A 23,765-nucleotide genomic window follows, 5' to 3' on the forward strand; every position below is an offset into this window, starting at 1 on the left:
CATTATGAGAAATATATTTTATAAACTTTTGTTTATTTGCGGTGCATTGCTGTCTTTGCATGGTTGTGCGTTGGAGAATGAAATATACGATGAGATTAATCCTGACATATTCCCACAGTCGGCAGAAGATGTTGATGCTCTTGTGACGGCCAGTGCTTATAATGTTTTCTGTTCCGATCAATATAATGGTATATTTGCTGTTGCTACGGGATACGTCACGTCTTCGGATATTGTCACTGACCAAATGGAATGTTCTTGGGAAGGTTGGTTGCAAAAATATAATTCTTATGAAGCGGGTTATTGGTATATAGATGGTGATGCCGGTACAATGGGCAGGGCGGTCTATCAGTTTGCCAATAGACTTTCTTCTATGATATTGACGAAGGATCGCATTAAGGATGTCGATATGGACCAAGCATTGAAAGGCCGGTATACAGCGGAATTGGAATGTGGGATAGGTTTCTTGGCCTTTTTACTTTATGACCTTTATGGAACTATCCCATTGCCGGATCTGGAAATATTGAAGAATCCGACAGCAGATAAAAAATTGCCGAGAGCTACGGAAGAAGAAATGCGTGAGTTTATTGTGACCAATTTGACTGAAGCCGCCAAGGTTCTTCCTTATTCTTATCAATCGTCTGAATATGGACGTTTCACGAAAGGGCTGGCGAATACGTTGTTGCTTAAATATTATATGCGTATAGGTGATTGGGATGGAGCAGTGAAGATCGGTGAGGAATTGACCACGAATAAAGAGTACGGCTACGCATTGGTTGATAATTACTATGATTTATTTAGTTTGACAACAGAACAGAATACAGAAGTGATTTTTGCTGCACAGGCGATTGACGGTTCTATGGAAAATAACTGGTTTGCCCATGTACTTCCGGGAGACTTTCCAACAGCGTCCGGTGTTTCAAAATGGAACGGTTTCAAAATGGCATGGCCTTTTTATCAATCTTATGATCCGAAAGACAAACGTTTGGAAAGAATCTATGGCGAATATACCAGTGATGATGGCAAAGTACATAGTTATGAGAATGACCGGATGAACGGGTCTATGGGAGAAAATCTGTATTTAGGGGCTGTTCCAATGAAATACAGTTTGGACGGTGTGAAGGGTGAAAACAATCAAACAGATCTGGTTATCTATCGTTATGCAGATGTTATCACGTTATATGCAGAGGCATTGGTACGTAAAAATAATACTGTCAGCCAAACCTCTTTAAACTATTTGAACGAGATACGGGTAAAACATGGCGGTTTGACGGCTTACCGTATGTCGGAGGTTTCTGATACCAATGTGTTTTTGGAAAAGATGTTGGAAGAACGCGGACATGAATTTTATTTCGAAGGAGTGCGGCGTCAGGATTTGATCCGTCACGGTAAATTTATTGAGAAAGCAATAGAGAAGAATCGGTTTGCTGGGCAATCGACAGAAAAAGTTGCTACAATGGCAGAGGGTAAATATAAATATGAACTATATCCTTTACCTCTTGCACTTATTACGGAAGGACAGGGAGTGATTAAGCAGAATCCCGGTTATTGATTGAGGAGTTATTAGGATATTTAACAAACTAAATTGAAGATATAGAATATGAGACAATTTAAAACAATCATACTTTTTCTGTCTGTGTTGGTCTTGAGTGCCGCCTGTCAGAAAGATAAGTATGAATTAAATATTCCGGAGGCAGGGGTAAGACTTGGATTTCCGGTTGAAGGGGCGACTTTGAATTTAAACGACGAGTCCGTTACATCTTTTACATTTTCATGGGATAAAGTATGTGAGGGAGGAAACTCGCTGGTTTTTAGTTCATCTCCTTATTTATTGGGTGATACCGTATTGATTCATGCGGGTGAAGCCAATGAATATGTAATGAGTGTACTGGATGCGGATGTACATTTTTCAGCTTTAGGAGTTGGGGGTGGAAAAACGGGTACTATTTATTGGACTGTAAAGCCGACCGATAAATTGAGTGTCGCTGCAACAGAAATTCATTCGTTTACAGTTCAACGCATCCAGACGCAATTGATTACTCCTGCGGATCAGGCTACGGCAATTTTGAATGCAGATACTCCGGAGGAAACGATATTGTTCTCCTGGCAGGTAGAAGGGGAAAATATCGACACAGAGTATCAACTGTGTTTCGGTATGGATAGTGGAATGAAAAGTGATATTGTAAAGGTAGATGCCGGAAATACAGGAGAATGTTCGTTGACACAGCAGCAGTTACAGGATCTTATCACTCAATTGCCTATTTCTTTATTTGGACAGAATACTATTTACTGGAATGCAGTCAGGAAGTCTGATGGTACTTTCATTTCACGTACTTCTCATGTGTTGAAATTTACAGGTATGTTGATCTTTACGGATATTCGTGGAGATGAAAAGATTACTTATCGTGTTGCTAAAGTGAAATATTCTACTGGTGAAGAAGTTGTTTGGCTGGCAGAAAACCTGCGTACGACTAAATACCCTGATGGAACTGACATTTCTCTGGCTAACGGCGATTATTGGAATGCTCCTTCTGACATTTCTGAAGGACTTCAAAAAGCGTATGGCAAATACTATTCTATAAAAATAGTAGATAAAATAGTGTCTGACGGATGGAAAATGCCGACTTTCGAAGATTATAAGTTGTTACTCAACGAGTCTCTGCAAACAGGTAGTGCTGACGTGTTGAAGCATCGGACATATTGGAACTGGAGCGAGTCTGTACCTGATAATGCTAATGCATGGGGAATTGGGTTGGTGCCCGGTGGTTATGTTCAATATGTGGGAGCGAATGAAAAGGTTATCAATTATAATCAAGCAGATAATAATTGTTATTTGTTGACTCGTGATCTGGCTGAACAGGTAGTCTTATTCAGTGATTATGGTATGAGAACCAAAGAAATATATAATGTGAATGCATGGGGAGGTGCTCCTGCACGCTTTATTTATATTGGAAAATAGAAACAAAATGTAAAGAAGTAACATGATGAACTTAATGAATAAAAATATGATATCTTTTATTACAGCAGTATCTTTTATGATGTGTGCTTGCACTGATACAACCGTAATTCCTGCCGGTGATTATGATAGTATGAAAGGTTCCGGCAATGGTAACTCTGATGCCGAATGGGCAGTAAGTTCTATTGAACCTTTAGCGAACCCGGATAGAGGGTATCATTTGGAATGTCGTTATTTTGCACATAATTTAGTGAATCCTTTTAATTCTAGTGAAGAATACCCGAAAGGTTTCGTTGATGATCGGGAAATAACGTATAGTTCGAAAGATGGAAGTACTAAAATTGTACAACAATATATTTATCTGACAGGATATGCCAGAAAGGATATTGATGAACAAGGTCTGGAAAATGTCCAAAAAGTATTTGACGGATTAAAGGATAAAGGATATAAAACTATCTTGCGTTTTGCCTATAACTGGTGGGGAGAGAATCAGTATAACAGTAACTGGAAAGATGAAGAAGAGGAGGAAGAGTGGATATATAGACATATTGAACAGTTAGCGCCAGTTCTACAAAAGAATATAGGTTTGATTGCCGCAATGCAGGCTGGATTCTTAGGACGTTGGGGAGAATGGCATAATACAAGTGTCTTATTAGGACCGAATGCCCAACGTGTGAAAAATGGAGTGGTAAACAAATTGCTTGCCGCCATACCGGAACCATATAATATTGAAATGCGCTATCCGAGTCATAAGAATGCTTTGACTTTGGATAACGAAACGTATCGTACGACTCGTTTGGGATATTGCAATGATTTCTTTACGGCGGGTGAACATGCTTTGGCAGCAGGAAACGATTTTGTTCCTGGTAGTGAAGAATATAACCAAGTGATGAATGAAGCTTATCAAATATACATTAGTGGAGAGATGCCTTATCCGGAAGAATCGGAGTGGGGATTATCGGATCTGATTAGCCGTACCGGAACATTGCAGATATTTCGCGATCATCATTATTCTGCGTTTGATATCACACAGAATGAAAATATCAATGTTCATTCATGGAAGAATAGTTCTGTTACTCCAAGCGAATTGACACGTAATAGAATTCTTTTCGATGAAAGCTATTTCGTGGAAGATGGTAAAAATGTAGCTCGTACGTTCTATGATTTTGTACGTGACCATTTGGGATATCGTATTAACGTGAAAAAGGTGGAACTGAATGCTGAAAACGGTAGTCTGGCTTATAAAATAGATTTGACTAATACAGGTTTTGCCACTGTGATAAATCCGAAAGAAGTTTATTTGGTTTTGATTTCAGAAGATAGTAATGAAGTCAAGGAACTGAAGAAACTGGAGGTTGATCCGAGAGACTGGCAACCATATGATGTAGCGAGAAATGATTATAAAGTGCTGACGCATACGCTTGAGGGTACTGTTGAAGTGACAGGTATTTCCGGCAAATATAAAGTAGGTATCTGGATGCCGGAAGTTGCGAGTGATTTGAAATATAACAGTAAGTATGCTGTGAAGTTTGCTTTATCCGATTTGATGACATCCTGGAATGATGAGGAGGGGAAGTATGCTGTAAATGTGATCGGTGAAGTTTCTCTCTAATCGATTTTTGATCGGATAAATTGCTAAAATAATAAATTGATCGAAAGAGGGAAGTCTTATGGTTGACGCTTCCCTCTGATATAAAAATAGTATGAGACAAATTCTTTTATTACTTTGTTTTCTTCCACTTGTATTACATGGGCAAGCAAAAATTACCCCCATTTTACCCTTGCCTGATCATGTGGAATATCAAGAAGGAACTTTTCTTTTTCCTAAAGAACTTCGTGTCTATGCAGAACAGGCTACTGCTACTTTCCAGTATATGAAGGCGGAGTTGGAGAAAAGATTTGATATCCGAGTTTTACAAATTAGGCAACAGGAAAAAGCAGATTGCATCCTGTTAAATACACATCGAAACAGTCAGTCGGAAGCATATATTCTAACCATTAAATCATCATATATAAAAATGCAGGCAGATACTGAAACTGGCCTGTTTTACGCTTTGCAATCCCTGATTCAATTGATGGACGGAACTCGGGAGCGGCCTATGCGGTTGGCCGTTCAATGTATAGAAGATATGCCACGATTCAGTTGGCGTTCCTTTATGCTGGACGAAGCTCGCTTTTTCAAAGGCGAGGAAGAGGTCTGTCGTTTGTTGGATGTGATGGCGCAATTGAAAATGAATGTTTTTCATTGGCACTTGACAGACGATCAGGGTTGGCGGATTGAAATCAAGAAATATCCGTTATTGACAAAGATTGGGAGTAAACGAAGAGATTCGCAGTCTGGTGGATTCAATAGTGAAATCTATATCGGAGAACCTCATGAAGGATTTTATACACAGGAACAGATCAAAAGGATTTTGGCTTATGCCAAAGAACGCCACATTAAAGTAGTACCGGAAATAGAAATGCCTGGGCATGCTTCAGCTGCTATTGCTTCTTATCCCTGGCTGGGGTCGTCAGATGAGAAAATCGAGGTTCCGGTTCGTTTCGGGAAACTTTATTCGGTGTACAATGTAATTGATCCGCAAGTGCAGACTTTCCTCAAAGAGGTGGTTAGTGAGGTGCTAGATTTATTTCAATGTGATGTTATTCATGTCGGAGGTGATGAAGTCCGTTTTAATCAATGGGAAGCTAACCCCATGATGGTTTCATACAAAAAGGAGAAGGGATTTACTTCGTTTATGGATATTCAGATAGAATTTACTAATTTTATGTCGCGTTTTATTCAAGAACATGGATGCAGTATGATGGGGTGGAATGAGATATTGGGCAAAAATCTGCATAAGGATGATCATATTGCTTTTGCAGATCCTAGTCAGAAGATTGCTTCCAATGTGGTTGTACAATTTTGGAAAGGTGAATTGGACGAAATGAGAAAAGCGGCAGAAAACGGTTATCGGTTAGTTAATTCATTTCATGCATATACCTATCTGGATTATAGTTATGAGGATATTCCGTTGCATAAGGCGTATGAGTTTGACCCTATACCGAAAGGGCTTCCTCAAAAATATGAGAAAAATATAATAGGTATCGGTGTACAGATGTGGGGAGAGTTTATTCCGACTGTCGAACGTATGAATGAACAACTATATCCGCGTATTGCTGCTTTGGCCGAAGTGGCATGGAGTAACCGGAAGAGTGATTACGATCATTTTCTGTCTCGTTTGATTGGTGTGAAAGAGAGATGGAGAAGTTTGGGTATACAAATCAAGGATTGAATATATGTATAGATGGATTGTGATTTGGACTTGGTTGTTGGGTAGTGCTGGAATGGGATATGCTCAGTTTCAACATGAGACACGACAAGTATTAATGAGTGGGAAACGGGTGATTCAAGTTGGAGACTCAGTTTCTGCTGACGTTACTTTTCATTGTTCTCAAAATGAAAATACCCGGAAGTATTTGCGCATAGTTGGTGGCGGACAGTTGCCCGGACGTTTTAAGGAACGGGGAGAGACACTGTTTCGTGATATGGAATATCAAATAGACGACTGTCTGGACTCATTGCAGACAAAGAGAGACCGTTATGCCCTCTGTCTGCAGTCAGAGGGAGAATCTTTTGAACAATGTGCTTATAACAGGATAGCAGGTGAACGACTTGGAGCGGGACGACTGGAAATGGAAGTATACGCCCAGTCGGAAAATCTACAACTGTTTGAGGATGGTTATGTGGGAGTAGAATTACAAGTGTATTATCCGAAACCTGGAAGAAATCCGCAGGATATTTATGATGTTCCAGATACAGTGTTGGTAACTGTTCTCCCGTCAGGTACTTATTCATATAAGAAATTTAAGTATGCTTTCACTCTTACCGAGGAACCTGCTACCGTATTGCTGAAAGTAGGAGGAAAGAGCTTTTCTGGACTTTGCTGGTTGGAGGCACCGATTATAAGATCAGCGGGAAACACCATAGATAATTTAGCTTTTACGCCTTATGATCAACGTCCGGATAAAGTTAATTATTGGGTAGGAGTTAATTTGGTAAGTAAATGTTGGCCGGTCTGGAGTCTGAAGTTTGATGGAAAAGGAATATTCAACGGAAAGGTTTTTGACCGTGCTTCTAATGTGGCAGATTTTTATATTCCATTGCCGGACAATCTTCCGGAAAAAGGGAAGATAACTCTAATATTGAAAGATGAAGCCCACAAGGGCCATGTACCTTATGAAATGATTTCGATGGAAATAATAGAGGAGAGTGCCAATGATTTTGAAATCGTTAGTTTACCACATTACGTTGCTATAGGTGATACAGCCGGAGTATTGATTGAAATCAACAAACCCGGGATAGAATTGGTCTTAACTTCTAATGGACATTATGAATGGTTGCCGCAATCACTGTATTTCACAGATACTGGCCTATATGTACTCCGTCTGCGTGCATGTGAGGTGGGTACGGATATTCCGGTTACTGTATCAGATGGAAAAGAAGAGAGAACAGTTTGTATCTCATCCATTTTACATCGTCAGGGTCAACGGGTTTATCTTTCTTCAGGAGATGAAATTTATATCGATAAGGTTCCTGCGGTGTATGATTACTTCTTTAAATGGTATTTTAAGTCACGCCTCGGTAATTGGTACCAGTTTCGTCCTTCATATCAGTGGAGTGGGTTCCGTCAGGTAGACGATAAAGTGATGTCTCGTTATTTTCAGCTGCTAAATGAGATGAGTGTGCCTTTTGCATGGCAAGTGGAAGGACGTACGTTAGCCGGTGGAGGAATAAACCCTTCTTTGTCATTGCTATATTCTCCGATGTTTAAAGGAAAGCAGGCACATGAAAATGACGGAGGTTACTATTACTGGCAGCATTTTCAGGATGAAGGCTTGTTTACGGATATACGAGCCCGTTATTTGCCGCTTGGTGGAATCTTCGCCAAACATCGACCTATCTATACGGATAAGGGCAAGTTTGTGCACTACGATCCGTATGGAGTAAAAGATATGGCAGATGGAGCAGAAACTTTTGTACGTCATTTGGCGGGTTCACGAGGGGAGAGTATACGGCATACGGGGCCGTCTACTATGTTCCGTTATCTCTTTCAGGCCGGTTATCAATGGGCTGGAGCGGAACAGATGTATGGACCGGAAGAGACAATTATGTCAGCATTGCGTGGAGCTTCCCGTGCGTATGGAAAGCAGGATTACGGTTCGCTGCATGCTATGCAATGGGGCTCGTCTCCATTCACTACCCCCGAACATGCCTTGCGTTTATATTTGTCTCTGGCTACAGCTTATATGCACGGTTCTTCACATCTGAATACAGAAGAAGCGTTGTGGACGGATGAATATGCCAATGACCGTTATTCGGAGTCTGGGAAACAACATCAATATGCTCAAAATCAGATGCTTGATTATATTGAAACTCATTCTCGTTTAGGAAAGTTGAAGACGAATATAGCTGTATTGCAAGGGCGTAATTGCTCCTGGAAGTGTTTTGGACGCACTTCTATGTGGTCACAAAAGGGTGAGAAATGGCAATTTGACAAGGTGAATGAAAGTTTTGATCTATTGCATGTGTTTTATCCGGATAATATCTTGGATGCGTGTGCTCCCGAAGGATGGTTTACTTTAACCCCTTATGGTTCCGTGGATATTTTGCCTATTGAAGCGGATGACCGGGTGATGCAGCAATATCGTGTACTTGTTTTTCTAGGATGGAATACATTTCATGCAGATGACTTTCGTAGAATCCGTCGCTTTGTAGAACAAGGAGGGACACTGGTGTTGTCTGCTGCTCACTTGAATAAGAATTTGCAGCCGGACGAAGTTCCGGCTTTTCCAGAAAATGATCAGGAGATCTGTCTGTTATTGGGAGATAATTATCGTTCATTGAAGTCTAAAACAGAAATCGACAGGGGAAAAGGACGGGTGATTTACTATCCTCAAGTTCTTTATCCATCTGAATCTGGTATTCGTGCTGACTATGAGAAAACTCTGCATGAACTGGCTGAGGCAGAAGTTGTGAATGAAGTGGCGAAAGGTTATGCTAAAGTAGACCAGAAGGTTAGTTTTACAGTTTGGGATACTCCGCTTAAGAGGACTATTTATTTTTTGAACATAGATTGGGCTTCCGGTCAGAAGATGCATCAGGCTGAATTGATGTTAGGTAATAAACATTTTTCGGTGAATGTACGTCCTTATCAGTTGGAAACGCTTCACATAGCTTGTGGACTGGCTGTTCTACCATTATCCAATACAACGGATATTCTTTCTATCGAGAAAGACGGGGAAGGGTGGATGATAATGGTACAGACAACAGGAATGGATACTTTGAGAGTCTTTAATAGTATTTCTGGAGAAGTTTTGGAATATGCGATTACGAATTCAGGAGTTTCTACTTTGAAAATAGATAACAATGATGTAACAACAGATAATTTAAATTAGAATAGAATATGCTGAAAATTTGGGTTTACATTCTTTTACTTGCAGGCCTTTTGTGTAGCTGCCAAACCGAACAGTTGCCTGTCAATACATTGGCAGATCGTGTGACGGAGGGTACTTCGAAAGATCGAATTCTTTTTCGGATGATTGCTGATGAAAACAATCCGTTAAAAGATTATTTTGAAATATCTTCTGAAGACGGTAAAGTGCTGATAACCGGAAACTCTGATTTGTCTCTGGCTACAGGGTTGAACTGGTATCTGAAATATGTAGCCGGTATTCATCTTTCCTGGAATAATCTTTCGCAGAAGTTACCGGAAGTGCTACCGCTTCCACAAGAAAAGATACGTAAGGAGACATCCATGCAGAACAGATATTATCTGAACTATTGCACCTATTCTTATTCCATGGCTTTCTGGGATTGGGAGCGTTGGGAAAAAGAAATAGATTGGATGGCAATGCATGGCATCAATATGCCTTTGAGCATCACCGGAATGGAGGTGGTCTGGTACAATTTGCTGAAACGTTTGGGATACACAACAGAAGAAGTCAATGAATTTATTTCCGGCCCGGCCTTTATGGCTTGGTGGCAAATGAATAATCTGGAGGGTTGGGGTGGACCGAATCCCGATAGCTGGTATCAGCAACAAGAAGCGCTTCAGAAGAAGATTGTAGCCCGAATGCGGGAGTTGGGTATTGAACCCGTATTCCCCGGATATGCTGGAATGGTTCCCCGTAACATTGGTGAAAAGCTAGGTTATCAGATTGCTGATCCCGGTAAATGGTGCGGATTCCCCCGTCCGGCTTTCCTTTCTACGGAAGATGAACACTTCGATTCTTTTGCCGCTATGTATTATGAGGAATTGGAGAAACTCTATGGAAAAGCCAACTATTATAGCATGGATCCATTCCATGAGGGAGGTAACACGGAAGGAGTCGACTTGGCGAAAACCGGTGCTTCTATTATGGCAGCCATGAAGAAAGCCAATACGAAGGCTGTTTGGATCATTCAGGCCTGGCAGGCGAATCCTCGGGAAGAAATGATTGCTTCTCTTAATCAGGGAGATTTGCTCGTTTTAGATTTATATAGTGAGAAACGTCCCCAATGGGGAGATCCGGATTCCATGTGGTATCGGGAAAAGGGCTTTGGCAAACACGATTGGCTTTATTGTATGTTGCTGAATTTTGGAGGTAATGTTGGTTTGCACGGCCGGATGAATCAGCTGGTGAACGGGTATTATGATGCTTGTGCACACACTAACGGGAAAACTTTGCATGGAGTAGGAGCAACCCCGGAGGGCATAGAGAATAATCCGGTGATGTTCGAACTCCTTTACGAACTTCCTTGGCGTGAAGAACGCTTTTCTTCCGATGAATGGTTGCAGGCTTACTTGAAAGCTCGTTATGGCAGAGAAGTTTCACCGGAAATAATGGAGGCTTGGCGTGCATTGGAACACACCGTTTACAATGCTCCGAAAGATTATCAGGGTGAAGGAACCATTGAGTCTTTGTTATGTGCCCGTCCGGGTTTCCATCTGGACAGAACTTCCACTTGGGGATATTCCAAACTATTTTATGCTCCCGATTCTACTGCAAAGGCAGCCCGGCTATTTACTTCCGTTGCCGACCAGTATAAAGGAAACAACAATTTTGAGTATGACTTGGTAGACATCGTACGTCAGAGTAATGCCGATAAAGGAAATGTGTTACTTGAAGAAATATCACAGAGCTATGACCGAAAGGACAAAGAGGATTTCCGCAAACAAACACAGCAATTCCTGGACTTGATATTGGCGCAAGATCGTTTGTTATCTACCCGGAAAGAATTTTCCGTTTCCTCTTGGTTGAATGCAGCTCGTTCTCTGGGAACTACAGAAGAAGAAAAGCGATTGTACGAATGGAATGCTTCCGCATTAATCACAGTCTGGGGAGATAGCATTGCTGCCAATCAAGGCGGACTACATGATTATTCGCATCGGGAATGGAGTGGACTTTTGAAAGACTTGTATTATCAGCGTTGGAAAGCCTTCTTTGAGCAGAAACAGGCGGAGCTGGATGGGAAGCCTGCAGGACAGGAAATAAACTTCTATGGGATGGAGAAAGCCTGGGCAGAGAAGAGTAAGGCACAGACATTGAAGAACTAAATAAAAGCAAGTGATATATAAGTAATATGCACGTAATATATAGCCGGGTATGAAATATTATCCGGCTATATTTGTCTTAGAACCCTTTCATAAAGAATTTCTAATTTCATTGCTAATAGGAAAATTCTTATATTTGCTGCAACTAATACTTAAACACAATAGTTGCAAATGGAATTTACAGAAGAGCAAATACTGTTGAGAGCTTTGTCACGAGGAGATGAGAAAGCTTTTGAGGTTTTGTTTATGCGTTATTTCCCGAGAGTGAAACGTTTTATATCCGGTTTGCTTCAGGATGATATAACGGCCGAGGACTTTGCACAAGATATTCTCCTCAAACTATGGCAGAAGCGTGAGGAGATGGCAAAAATCGAAAATCTGAATGCCTACCTTTATCGGACTTCCCGGAATGCTGTGTACCAGCATTTACGACATATACTTTTGGTGAATGAATATGGAGAAAAGCAACAGGAGAATCTTTCCCGTCAGCAGAATGAGGGTGCGGGAAACATCGAAGAAAATATGTTTGCCGAAGAATTACTGCTATTGATACAGCATACGGTAGAGCAAATGCCCGCCCAACGAAAAAGAATTTATGAGATGAGCCGTAAAGAAGGTAAAAACAATGATGAGATAGCGCAACTGCTTGCAATAAACAAACGGACTGTAGAAAACCATCTCACACAAGCATTGGCTGATATCCGCAAGATGCTGAAGCACTTTTATCTTTTCTAAATAAAACCACTTTCTATTGACAAAAACTCTTCTTTTATTCTCCTTTCTCAAAAAAAGTAGAAAAAATAGCTTTTAGACTGTGTGTGTATTCTATCTCGTGCATCTTATTAATAAACGGATAAAATCATGAAGAAGAAAAGCATATCAGAACTAATACATTTTTTTGTTCGCCATCCCCTGCAAAACTCCTTGCAGATGAAGTTTTGGCGTTGGCTGGTTTCTCCTGCTGATGCAGAAGATAAAGAAGAAGCTATACAGGAAGAGTGGATGAATATCATCGCTGAACCTGATGAGGCCACCCGGCGTTCATGGTATGAGGTCCGGCGTAAAGCGGGACTTGCAAATCCGGTAATAAAACCGCATTGGGAAATCAAACCACTTCTTCGCATTGCTTCTATGATATTAATCCCCTTATTTTCAGTGCTATTATCGTGGTATTATATAAATGATTATACTGATTCTTGCAAATTGGTAGAATATATTGTTCCCATGGGTGAACGGGGAGAATTGACTTTGCCGGATGGGACAAAGGTACAGATCAATTCGGAGAGCAGTATCATTTACCCGAAAAGCTTTCGAGGCGATACACGTACTGTTTATCTTTCCGGAGAGGCGAATTTTGATGTCCATAAGGATAAGAAACATCCGTTTATTGTCAAGACATCTTTGTTATCAGTTCGTGCTTTAGGTACGAAGTTTAATATACAGGCATATTCGGAAGACAGGAAAACGACTACAACTCTTGAAAATGGAAAAGTGCAAATCAATAACCTGCTGGCACCAGACAGCTGTTTTATTCTTACTCCCGGTGAACAACTTGAATACAATCACCTGACTAAGAATTATGAAAAACGAAAAATAGATGTGATGATGGCTTCCGGTTGGACACGTGGTGAATTGAATTTTGTCGATTGCCATCTGGAGGATATTCTGAACACATTGGGACGACATTATAATGTAGAAATAAAGGCAGAACCGCATTTATACACAAATGATTTATATACCATTAAGCTTAGAAAGGGCGAACCTCTTCAAGCAGCAATTCATATTGTAACAATGACCGTCGGAGGTATGGAAAGCAAGGTCACAGACAATAAGGTTGTGATACTGACAGCTGCTTCACCGGCGAATAAGAGTAAGAAAGGAGGTACCCATCCATAAAAAGGTTGGACAAAACTGATCCTTTTGTCCAACCCGAAATAAATACCGTTATCATTTAAAATTTTAGGAAATAGTGAACCTTAAATGTAGTATTCATTTAATATACAAAAGTATGAATTTTAATTCTTATTTTACTATAAAACATACCAGTAATTTGCGTATTTTATTGTTAACCTTATTCTTTATAGTCCCTTTGGGTACTATCTATGGGCAGAATCAGTTGATTACTATTGCCGGAAAAAACATAACTTTGTTGAAAGCTTTTGATGCTATTGAAAGTCAGACTCAATTAAGCATTACTTATAGTCGGACTAAAATAGATGTGAATCGGACATTGAGTGTTGATTTTAAGAAACAAAAACTCTCTATTGTTTTGGATAAGTTGCTCGCGGGAACGGGGTTTACTTACAAGATAGAAAAAGGGTATATCGTTCTGGTTCCCGTACCGGTAAAACAAGAGCAAACGGAAGCAACTTCGAAAAAGATACAAGGAGTGATTGTAGATACGAATGGAGATCCGGTGATTGGTGCCAGTATTCAGGAGAAAGGAGTGGTCGGGAAAGGTACAGTTTCTGATTTGGATGGAAAATTTAACCTGTCAGTTGCGTCAAATGCTGTATTACTGATTTCATATATCGGTTTTCAGTCTCTTGAAGTAAAGGTGGGAAATCGGACAAGCTTGTCTTTGGTATTAAAAGAAGATCATCAGTTGCTGGATGAAGTAGTCGTTATCGGTTATGGAACAATGGAGAAACGTGCTGTGACCAGCTCCATTACTTCCATATCTTCAAAAGATTTAGTGACTGGATTGGGAGGCTCTACCATTGCGACTGCTCTGAAAGGAAAAATCTCCGGTATGAATGTTTCCGAGACCTCCAGTCCGAATGCCTCTGCTAGTTTCCAGCTTCGTGGGGTAGCTTCCATCAATGCTTCTTCTTCCCCTTTGATTGTGATAGACGGAATTCCTGGTGGTGATTTGCGTTCTATCAGTCAGGAAGATATTCAATCCATTGATGTTTTGAAGGATGCCTCTGCAGGTGCTATTTACGGAACAAGGGCAGCTGGTGGTGTCATTCTCGTGACTACCAAGAAAGCGAAAGAAGGTCCTATCACATTATCATATACAGGCGAGCTGTCCACCGAACAAGTTTCCAGAAGACCACAGGTCCTGGATCGCGATGCTTTCGTGAGGTTCGGTGTAGGAACAGATTTGGGAGCGTCTACCGATTGGTACGGTGAACTTTTAAATGAGGGAGCACTTTCCCAGCGCCATGTTGTCACCCTTTCGGGAGGGGGACATACAGCCAGAATATATGCCACTATTATGGCACAGGATCAGAAAGGTATTGCGATAGGCGATAATCGTAAAGATTATTCGGGGCGTATCAATGCAAACTTTAATCTTCTCAATGACTTGCTGGAAATAGGCTTACATACAGAATATCGTGAAGCACATCGGGATCAGCGGAGCAGTAGTTCCTGTTTCGACATGGCATTGAAGATGAATCCAACGGAACATGTTTATGATAGTACTAGTGAAACAGGCTATAATGTATTGGTTGGTGGTAGTGAATATTACAATCCATTAGCGGAAGTTATGCTCAAGCAGACGGATAATGTTGATAAATGGCTCAAGGCGGATGCTACGGTAAAGCTCAATCTGCCTGCCGGATTTTCGGCACAAGCCACTCTCGGCTGGGAAGATCGCCAGTATCAACAGACGCATTATGTATCCGCATTACACAGAACGTCTTTGAATGGAAGTTATAAAGGAAAGGGATTTCACGGATATAGTAAAACAGTCAATGTTTCTTTTGAACCTACCATTAATTTCATGCGTGTTTTTGCAGATGACCATACAGTCAGTGCGGTGGCCGGATATAGCTATTGGGAAAACAATTCTGAAAATTTTGATATGTCTAACTACGATTTCCCTGTGGATGGAGTAGGAGCTTGGGATATGGGAACAGGTAGCTGGCTTTCTGACGGAAAGGCGGCTATGTCGTCCCACAAATATCCTCGTGAACGTCTTATCTCCTTCTTTGGTCGGGCGAATTATAGCTATAAAGATCGCTATATGGTTACCGGAAGTGTTCGTCATGAGGGATCTTCCAAATTTGGAAAGAATCATCGCTGGGGAACATTCTGGGCTGTATCAGGTGGATGGCGTATATCCAATGAAGCCTTTCTGCATGATGTCAGTTTTCTTGATGACCTCAAAGTACGTGTCGGTTATGGTGTGACGGGAAATAACAATTTCTCTGCAGGAGCATCCACAGCCATGTACTCCTCCAATTCAATGTGGCCTTATAACGGTACATGGATCACTTCTTATGGACCGGCTCGTAATGTCAATAATGACTTGCATTGGGAAAAGAAAGCAGAGCTTAACATCGGTTTGGATTATGCGTTTCTGAATAACCGGCTTTTTGGAAAGTTCGATATATATAAAAGAAGAGTTTCCGGAATGTTATACAATATCAGTGTACCCAATCCTCCCGCCGTTTACGAGAAAACGACCATGAATTATGGTAATCTTGAGAATACCGGATGGGAGTTTGAGATTGGCGGAGTGCCTGTTAAAACGAAAGACTTTAACTGGACAACTACCATGCGTCTATCCCATTCTTCTTCCAAAATTACCTCTTTGTGGGGGAATAATACTTACCAGGATCGTGTAGGATTCCCGTCACCGGGAACGAACGGATCAGCCGGAAGAATTGAAGCAGGAACAAAGATCGGAAGCTATTATATCTGGAAATATGCCGGTATCACGGATAATGGAAGATGGCTTCTGTATGATAAGAACGACAATGTGATTCTTAGCGATAAGAAGACCTATGATGACAAGCGGTACATCGGTAATGCTATTCCTGCATTGATGGTATCATGGGATCATACCTTCACTTACAAGAACCTCTCTTTAGGTATCAACCTGCGTAGCTGGATCGATTTCGACGTGTTTAATACCATAAATATGTACTATGGACTTTCTGAAGTAGCAGGCCAGAACGTTCTTCGCAATGCGTACATTGACAACCGGCACATCAAAGAAGTAAAGCAGCTTTGCGATTACTGGCTTGAGGACGGCACTTTCTTAAAGATAGACGCCATTAGTCTGGGATATTCTCTTAACATGAAAAAGTGGCAGAAATATATAGATAAGATTGATCTTTACCTGACCGTCCGGAATGTGGCATGTTTCACGAAATATTCAGGACTTAATCCGGAAGTGAATGTCAACGGACTGGACCCTGGTTATGAATGGTTTAATAATATTTATCCTGAAACTCGTAGATATACCGTTGGTATGAAAATCCAATTCTAATATTAAAGTACCTATAAACTAATAAAATGATATGAGACGAAATATTTTAATCATTATCTCCTTCCTCACCCTTCTGGTGTCATCCGGTTGTACAAATCTGGATGAGAAGTGGTATTCCGAAGTCACTCCGGACACTTATTTCACGTCTAAGGAAACTGTTTATTCTTTCTTGGTACGCTCTTTCACACATTGGCGTTGGTTTCACGGATTCGACCGTGCCATTCTTCAAGAATGTACAACAGATGAGATGTGTGTCACACAAAAAGGAATACATTACAATGATGTCAGATATTCCCAACTGCAGCATCACGACTGGACACCTCTTCACCCCAACAACGAAGAAACCTGGCGTGGGGTAGGCATGGGAGTGGCAATGGCTTTAGCTTGTAAGGAAGACTTATCCGGTGTGGATTATGTATCACTGGGCATGACGGAAGAATTGAAAGCAGATCATCAGATGCAACTTCAGACATTGGTTGCCTATTTTTATCTGCGGGGACTTGATTTCTATGGGGGTATGCCTATTTACCGGCGCTCTACTACCGAGGAAGTTCCACGTTCCACTGCACGCGAAACCTTTAATTATGTGGAAGAACTGTTGCTTGCCGCTATTCCCAAATTAGAGAAAAAAAGAGCAGATATGCTGGAAGAAGGCTATTTACGTCAAGGAACTGCCGCCGCCCTTCTTGCTCAATTATATTTTAATGCGGAAGTCTACATGGGAGAGAACCGTTTTGCTGAATGTGCGCAGGTCTGCCAGGATCTATTAGATGGCAAATACGGTTATTACGAATTGGAGGAAGACTGGTTCGGTCCTTTCACTTTCGACAATAATAAATCTAAGGAAGTAATGTGGTCTGTTCAGTCGCAATATGCAAAAGGCACTTTGTTTCAATGGCAGTTCGAACGCTATAATCATTATAATGCAAAGAACTATTTTGATCTAAGCGGCTATTCTTCTACTAATGGTATGCATCTTCAGCCGTCTCTTAAACCCAATGGCGATCCCTATACGGATAAGCTTGGGCGACCTTTTGCCAAATTCAACAATAAAGATCTTCGTAAAAAATTGTACTTGTATAAAGGGAATGGAAAATACGAAGGAATGTTCCTTTATGGAAAATTACAGCGTACATCAAGAAGTGGTACAGAGGTGAAGTGTACGGGACTGTACGAATATCCGGGTGAGGTTCTTGAATTTGTCGATCAGGTGGCACAATTCAAGAAAGTGAAAGATGGAGAATATTCTTCAGTGAATGAGCTTCCCTCCAATATAAGTACCGGGGAAGAGAATTCCGGAATACGTTTGTGCAAACTACCGGTTCCCGACAATATCGACAAAACCATTGCTTTTAATCCGGATTATCCGGTTATTCGTTTTGCTGAAATCTATTATATGCTTGCTGAATGTAAATATAGAAGCGGCTATAAAAAAGAAGCAGCCAATCTTTTCAATGAAGTGCGTAAACGCAATTTCGAGAATAAAGCCGATCCTGATCCGGTGACCGAAACGAATATCGACAAGTACCGGATTCTTGATGAGTGGATGGTCGAGTTTCTGGGTGAACAGCGTCGTCGTACCGATCTTCGTCGTTGGGGGTTGTATACAACAGGTTCTTGGTGGGATCATAAACCTACTAACGACGATCATTATGAGCTTTTTCCTATTCCGGAAAAGTCAATTTCTGTCAGCAATGTCTTGAAGCAAAATCCGGGATACGGAGGCGGCAATGAAATGACTAAAGAAGAAGCCGGTATCTATAGTGTGAAGCAAATCGATTAATCAACTATTAAAGAATAATATAATGAATAGCAAGATATTTTTTTTAGGAGCCATCATGTTGCTGCCTACATTCGCAAGTTGCCAACAAGAAAAGCCTTTTCCTGATGATGCAGTAGATAAAGTGTATGAATACCTTCCGGAGTGGCAGGCAGGTTATTTGGATATTCATCAGATTAGTACCGGAAGAGGTAATGCAGCCTATCTTATTTTTCCGGATGGGACTACCATGTTATTGGATGCAGGAGATTTAGGAGTACATTCAGGCACACAGGAAATTATGAAAGCAGTGCCTAATGATTCTAAGCGGCCTGCCGAATGGATTGCTCAATATATAAAACATTTCTCATTGCCATTAAAAAATAACGGAGCACTTGATTATGCCTTGCTCACTCACTTTGATACGGACCATATCGGACAGAATGGAAAACTGGCAATCGAAAAAGTAGGACTGGATTACAAACTTACCGGAATCACTCATGTTGGTAATCTTCTCAATATTTCCACTTTGATAGATCGTGGTTATCCTACTTATGATTATCCGACAGCAGCTAAAGTCTCTGGTGCTCATATCTCAAACTATAAATTATATGTTGCCGCTCGTGACAGGGAAGGTAAAAAGAATGAGGGATTTGTAATAGGAAGCAATAGTCAGATCAAACTCTTGAAAGATCCGGGCTCTTATCCTACATTCGAAGTACGTAATATCGTGGGTAATGGTAAAATTTGGACAGGTAGCGGAACAACAGCCAAAGAGCTTGTGCCTTCTACAGCCTCTTCAAGTGAACAGTTGAACGAAAACCGTTGCAGTTGTGGAATCCGTATCACATACGGTAATTTCGATTATTTTTCGGCAGGAGATATTCTGGGCGTAGAAAAAGCACCGGAATGGTTTGATATAGAAACGCCGATAGCCAAATTACTCGGTGAGACGGATGTGGTTGTTGCCAATCATCACGCTTATTCTGATGCTATGTGCGATACCTACATTTCCCAAGTGAAACCACAAGTCTATGTAATTCCCGTATGGGATTACTATCACCCTCAACCGGCAACGTTGAGCCGGATGCTGTCTCAAACTCTTTATCCTGGTGAACGGTCGGTTTTTGCTGCCGGTATGGTAGACAGTAACAGGAGCAGACTGGGTGAAGACGGCTTGAAGATAAAGCCTGCCGGACATGTTGTTACGCGTGTTTATCCGGGTGGAGAGAAGTTTCAGATCTTTGTATTAAATGATCGGAATGAAGCTTATGAGATACTATATAAAACAGGTGAGATTAAATCTAATAATTGATGAACATGAAAATTAAAGAGTCAATAGCCTGGACAGCTTTTCTGGCTGTGATGGCAATCATAATGTTTCCGTCATGCTCTGACGAACATGAAGCCGGTATATTGGAAATAACAAATAATGAGATTATTCTTCAGGCGGAAGGTGATCCGGTTCAGGTGGAGGTGAAGTCCAATACCGAGTGGCGAATTGATTTTGTAGAATCAACCTGGTTCTCTACGGATATACGTGGAGCCCAGTCATCAAGAACTTATTTCACTGTGACTTATGATGAGAATATCAGTGATTCCGAACGTTTCTGTGATATTCGTGTGTTTACGAAAGATGGTAAGACTGCGGATGTAATCAAGATAAAACAATTATCCCGTTATCCATTTATTGTTCCTGCCAGTGATAAGATGGAGCTGTTTACTAAAGGAGGTGAATATGAAATGGAAATCTCTACCAATGTGCCCGAAACGGATATCGTTATTACGCCAACGGTGAACTGGGTGCAGGAGTATAGGATAAGTGATGGAAAGCTTTATTTTAATACGGAAACAAATTCGCAATCACCCCGTACAGGAAGTATTGTGTTGAGTTATGACGATCAGTACCAGCGTAAGGTCACGGCTACCATTAATCTCTCGCAAGCATATTCTGAATATGCGAATGCGGAACTTGTCAGTTATCCAACCGTACATGGTTATGCTGTCGGTGGAATTACTAACAATGTATATGTTGAAGGAACCATCGTAGCCAATGGCACTTCGAAGAACTTCCCGAGCAATCGCTATGTCATTCAGAATGAGGCAGGAGAGACAGTTGTGTTTGAGTCCGAATCTTTAATTACGTTTGCACAATTTGCCAAAGTGTCATTGTGTCTGAAAGATGGAATGATAAGAGAAGAATCAGAGGGTAGCTTTACTTATAGACTGATTAGCGGTATCACTGCTGCCCACGTAATCAGCTCGGAACTTTCTACCTTCACAATTCCTGAAAGAACGATTGCTGAACTTACGGATAATATGGTATTTAGTCTTGTGACCCTGAAAGATGTCGAGATTGCATCTCCGGTAGGTGCATTCACTAATTTCAAGACTACTGACCCGGGAGCTGCCGATCGTAAGATTAATAAAAACTATTGGGTAGAAAAGTTCCCTGCATATTACAGATACTATCCGACCTGTATAAGAGATAAAAACGGTTCTAATACATATATGCTTACTGCGTTTGAAGCTCCTTATGCTCACGAAACACTTCCTAAAGGTTCGGGAAGCATAACAGGAATGGTGGCGAAAGTGAAACTTACAAATTTCGACATCTCTGAAAGCCGGTTATGTATTCTTCCGCTTAACAGAGAAGATATTAACATCAGTGATATAAACGAGATCACTTCTGTGCTTGTAGAATGGGATTGTAATGTACCCGATTGGAAAGAAATAGGCTCTTCTACTTTTACGGATTACCATCCTACGGGTGGCGAGGCATCGCAGGCGAATGCTCTTCTTAGCAAAGACGGAAATAAATATTTCCAGCAAACCTATGCAGACTACATTCTGGGATTCCAGGATGATTTCAGAGGAGATGTTAACCTTAACACGACCGATGGATACTATGGTCGTATGCGAGGCGGTGCTTTTAATAGTAAACCGTGGTCTACAAGTTCATATTTCTACGTAGACAAAATATCGACAGTAGGTATTTCTACATCCTTGTCTCTTCAGGTTGAAATGAATGCAAGTTGGGGAGGTGGCCCTGTTGCAGTGGTTGAATATGCTTATTCGATGAATGGTGAATGGATTAAAGTAGATAATTCAGAGTTTACCATTCTGGGACAGTTTGATAGAACGGCTGCAGGTGGACAGACGGAGAAGAACATTCCTGGTTATAAAGTCTATGACTTTAAGTTGCCGGATGCCTTATTGAACCGTGATAATATTTGCATCAGATTGCGACCGGTCAGACTCCCGGCAGGGGTATCCAGCTTCATGCCGCTTAGACTTGCTAATATCTCAATCAAATACAACAAATAATCAATAGGGAATATATATAAAATAATCGGAAGCAATAAAGGACATATCCTGATTGCTTCCGATTATCTTTTTATATGTGGATCTTGAACGATCTCTATTCAAAAAGAACGATATCTTATTTCTCCAAAAATTCTTCTTTATTTTTCCAACAAATCCTTTAAGAAGTCGTCCAACTCCTTATCCAACCCTTTCAGCAATTCATCATTCACCAGTATGGTATCGTCGTCAATCAACAGCAATTCTGCTACGGTTTCTTTCTCTTCATCTACCAAAACGAAAGAATAAGGTTTCAGAATAGTCACTTTGTCGAAATCTCCGGCATCCTTCATTCTGCAAAGAATGTTGCGAAGAGAAGGTTCCACGTTTTCAAGGAAATCATCCCCTTCATAAGTAGCCCATTCTTCGATCATGATGTTTGCCAGTTCTTCATCATCATCGTTGTAAATATTAAGTTGTCCCGATGCCTGATCCGGTTGGAGATGGATATCGGTTACAACTGTTTGTTCACAGCTACATACATATTTAGCGACTGCCTTTTGGATAGCCGATTCGATAATAGATAATGATTGTTGGCTCAATTTCATGGGTTCCTTCTTTTTATAAGTTCAAAGGTATAAAAAAAATAAGATTTGATACACAATTTCCTTAAAAATCATCATTAAATCGGCTCATTTGCAATTTTAACTTGGGTAATTGAGCATTTCTCTCCTTTAGTTCAGCTAAATACAAAGTAGTAAGATAATAATTCGGCACATCATCAATGGTAGCTTGAGGGCTATCTGTGATGTTCTTTTTATCTATTTTTTTAGCTAGTTGTTGTGCCTTTTCTGCCCATTCTTCTGCTTTAGCCAAACTATCTTTCATTTCGTAGTAAACAGCAATGTTGAGAGCTGCCCGCATTTTTTTCTTTTGGTTCTTGGTACCTTCGAAAGCCTGACGCCAAAGTTCGTATGCGTCGTCCCATGAATTTTCGCGTACATAAATGGCAGCGTCACGCATAGGAACCGAACCACCAGTATAAAGATACCGTGTTCCTTTTTTCCAAATAGGGACAATATTTTTCACCGGAACCGTTCCCGCGAATGCTGCCGCTTCTTCCAGCATCTGCTTGTCGGGAATCATGCGAGTGGCGGCTTCTATGGCTGTACCTCCAAACTCCTCCCAAAAAATGCTATCATTAGGATGGAGCGTAGTCATCGGTCTGCTACGTTCGGGAAGATAAACTTTCACCGTGGGATAAACTTTCACGTCTACCGCTCCTTGAAAGCAGTTGAACTCATCCAGATAGCGGACAGTCTTTGTTGCTTTGAGTTGTAGGTTTTCCAGCGCAATAATAAAGTCCACTCCCAAGTTAGAAGCCAGTTGACGCACTTCCTCCTGGCTCAATGTACTTTCGCGGGCCAGTTTATCATTGGCGCGTAAGGCAGAATCACAGATAACCACCTCATCGAAGTAGTTCTGCTGTGCAATTTCTTCTGCCAGTGATTCAGTGGCTGCCTTAGGATCTCCATTGGCATAAGCCGTTGCACGACTTATCAATGGTGTACCTTCTTTAATTTTTTCAGTCTCTGTTATCAGTTTATTATCCGGGGCGTCGCTGGTGTTATTCACAATAGCTACTTTCCGGAGTTGCGGAGGAAAGCTCAAGTCGGCAGGTTGCAGATAATCAATGGGGATCTGTTCCAGACTCTGACAGCTACCCAGAGTCAGCAGGAATAAAACGATGAAAACCAGTGAATAAGATTTTGCCATAGTTTTGTTCTATTTAGTAATTTGAACAAAAGTACAACTTTGGAAGAATAAAAGAAAGTCTCAAACAGTTTTTAACCGTTTGAGACTTTCTTTTATAAGTTGAATATAGAGAGACTATGCCATAAAGCACATTACCCTACAATTTCCAACCTTTAATTTTTAATTATTAATTAA

General features: G+C 40.9%; 14 protein-coding genes. 12 read left to right on the forward strand and 2 right to left on the reverse strand.

Translation table 11 applies throughout. The annotated features are described in order from the left end of the window. Positions 1 to 4 precede the first annotated feature (4 nt). The 12 genes from AB5217_RS10920 (at position 5) to AB5217_RS10975 (ending at position 21,839) form a co-directional block, all read left to right on the forward strand. Positions 5 to 1,549, forward strand: coding sequence for a RagB/SusD family nutrient uptake outer membrane protein (locus AB5217_RS10920; protein ID WP_032843159.1), 1,545 nt, complete (start codon positions 5 to 7; stop codon positions 1,547 to 1,549). A gap of 48 nt (positions 1,550 to 1,597) precedes the next feature. Next, positions 1,598 to 2,956 (forward strand): SusE domain-containing protein, encoded by a 1,359-nt coding sequence (locus AB5217_RS10925; protein ID WP_050486486.1) that lies wholly within the window; start codon positions 1,598 to 1,600, stop codon positions 2,954 to 2,956. Between the two features lie 46 nt (positions 2,957 to 3,002). Then, positions 3,003 to 4,565: a DUF4832 domain-containing protein gene (locus AB5217_RS10930; protein WP_229115809.1), complete on the forward strand. Its 1,563-nt coding sequence runs from the start codon at positions 3,003 to 3,005 to the stop codon at positions 4,563 to 4,565. A 91-nt stretch (positions 4,566 to 4,656) separates the two neighbouring features. Next, positions 4,657 to 6,228, forward strand: coding sequence for a beta-N-acetylhexosaminidase (locus AB5217_RS10935; protein ID WP_032843164.1), 1,572 nt, complete (start codon positions 4,657 to 4,659; stop codon positions 6,226 to 6,228). A gap of 4 nt (positions 6,229 to 6,232) precedes the next feature. Next, positions 6,233 to 9,391 (forward strand): hypothetical protein, encoded by a 3,159-nt coding sequence (locus tag AB5217_RS10940; RefSeq protein ID WP_050486488.1) that lies wholly within the window; start codon positions 6,233 to 6,235, stop codon positions 9,389 to 9,391. An 8-nt stretch (positions 9,392 to 9,399) separates the two neighbouring features. Beyond that, positions 9,400 to 11,532, forward strand: a complete 2,133-nt coding sequence (locus AB5217_RS10945; RefSeq protein ID WP_032843166.1) for an alpha-N-acetylglucosaminidase — start codon at positions 9,400 to 9,402, stop codon at positions 11,530 to 11,532. A gap of 168 nt (positions 11,533 to 11,700) precedes the next feature. Then, a complete protein-coding gene (locus AB5217_RS10950; protein WP_004304646.1) occupies positions 11,701 to 12,264 on the forward strand; it encodes an RNA polymerase sigma-70 factor in 564 nt (187 codons plus the stop codon). Positions 12,265 to 12,390: 126 nt separating this feature from the next. Then, complete coding sequence (locus AB5217_RS10955; RefSeq protein WP_032843167.1) at positions 12,391 to 13,425, forward strand: FecR family protein; 1,035 nt, start codon at positions 12,391 to 12,393, stop codon at positions 13,423 to 13,425. Positions 13,426 to 13,537: 112 nt separating this feature from the next. Continuing rightward, positions 13,538 to 16,753: a SusC/RagA family TonB-linked outer membrane protein gene (locus AB5217_RS10960; protein ID WP_070782600.1), complete on the forward strand. Its 3,216-nt coding sequence runs from the start codon at positions 13,538 to 13,540 to the stop codon at positions 16,751 to 16,753. A gap of 31 nt (positions 16,754 to 16,784) precedes the next feature. Next, positions 16,785 to 18,536, forward strand: a complete 1,752-nt coding sequence (locus tag AB5217_RS10965) for a RagB/SusD family nutrient uptake outer membrane protein (protein WP_004301867.1) — start codon at positions 16,785 to 16,787, stop codon at positions 18,534 to 18,536. Between the two features lie 22 nt (positions 18,537 to 18,558). Next, a complete protein-coding gene (locus tag AB5217_RS10970) occupies positions 18,559 to 19,827 on the forward strand; it encodes a ComEC/Rec2 family competence protein (RefSeq protein ID WP_032843172.1) in 1,269 nt (422 codons plus the stop codon). Then, a complete protein-coding gene (locus AB5217_RS10975) occupies positions 19,827 to 21,839 on the forward strand; it encodes a DUF5689 domain-containing protein (RefSeq protein ID WP_032843173.1) in 2,013 nt (670 codons plus the stop codon). Before AB5217_RS10970 ends, AB5217_RS10975 begins: the two co-directional genes overlap by 1 nt. A 137-nt stretch (positions 21,840 to 21,976) precedes the next feature. On the opposite strand, the gene AB5217_RS10980 is transcribed toward AB5217_RS10975, so the two are convergent. Together AB5217_RS10980 and AB5217_RS10985 are read right to left on the reverse strand one after the other, a co-directional pair. Then, complete coding sequence (locus tag AB5217_RS10980; protein ID WP_004301870.1) at positions 21,977 to 22,423, reverse strand: hypothetical protein; 447 nt, start codon at positions 22,421 to 22,423, stop codon at positions 21,977 to 21,979. A gap of 61 nt (positions 22,424 to 22,484) precedes the next feature. After that, positions 22,485 to 23,591: a DUF6340 family protein gene (locus tag AB5217_RS10985; RefSeq protein ID WP_032843174.1), complete on the reverse strand. Its 1,107-nt coding sequence runs from the start codon at positions 23,589 to 23,591 to the stop codon at positions 22,485 to 22,487. Positions 23,592 to 23,765: the final 174 nt, after the last annotated feature.

Source organism: Bacteroides sp. MSSM.1001136sp1_RTP21357st2_D2_RTP21359_211015, from assembly GCF_040913205.1.
Classification (GTDB): Bacteria; Bacteroidota; Bacteroidia; order Bacteroidales; family Bacteroidaceae; genus Bacteroides; species Bacteroides ovatus.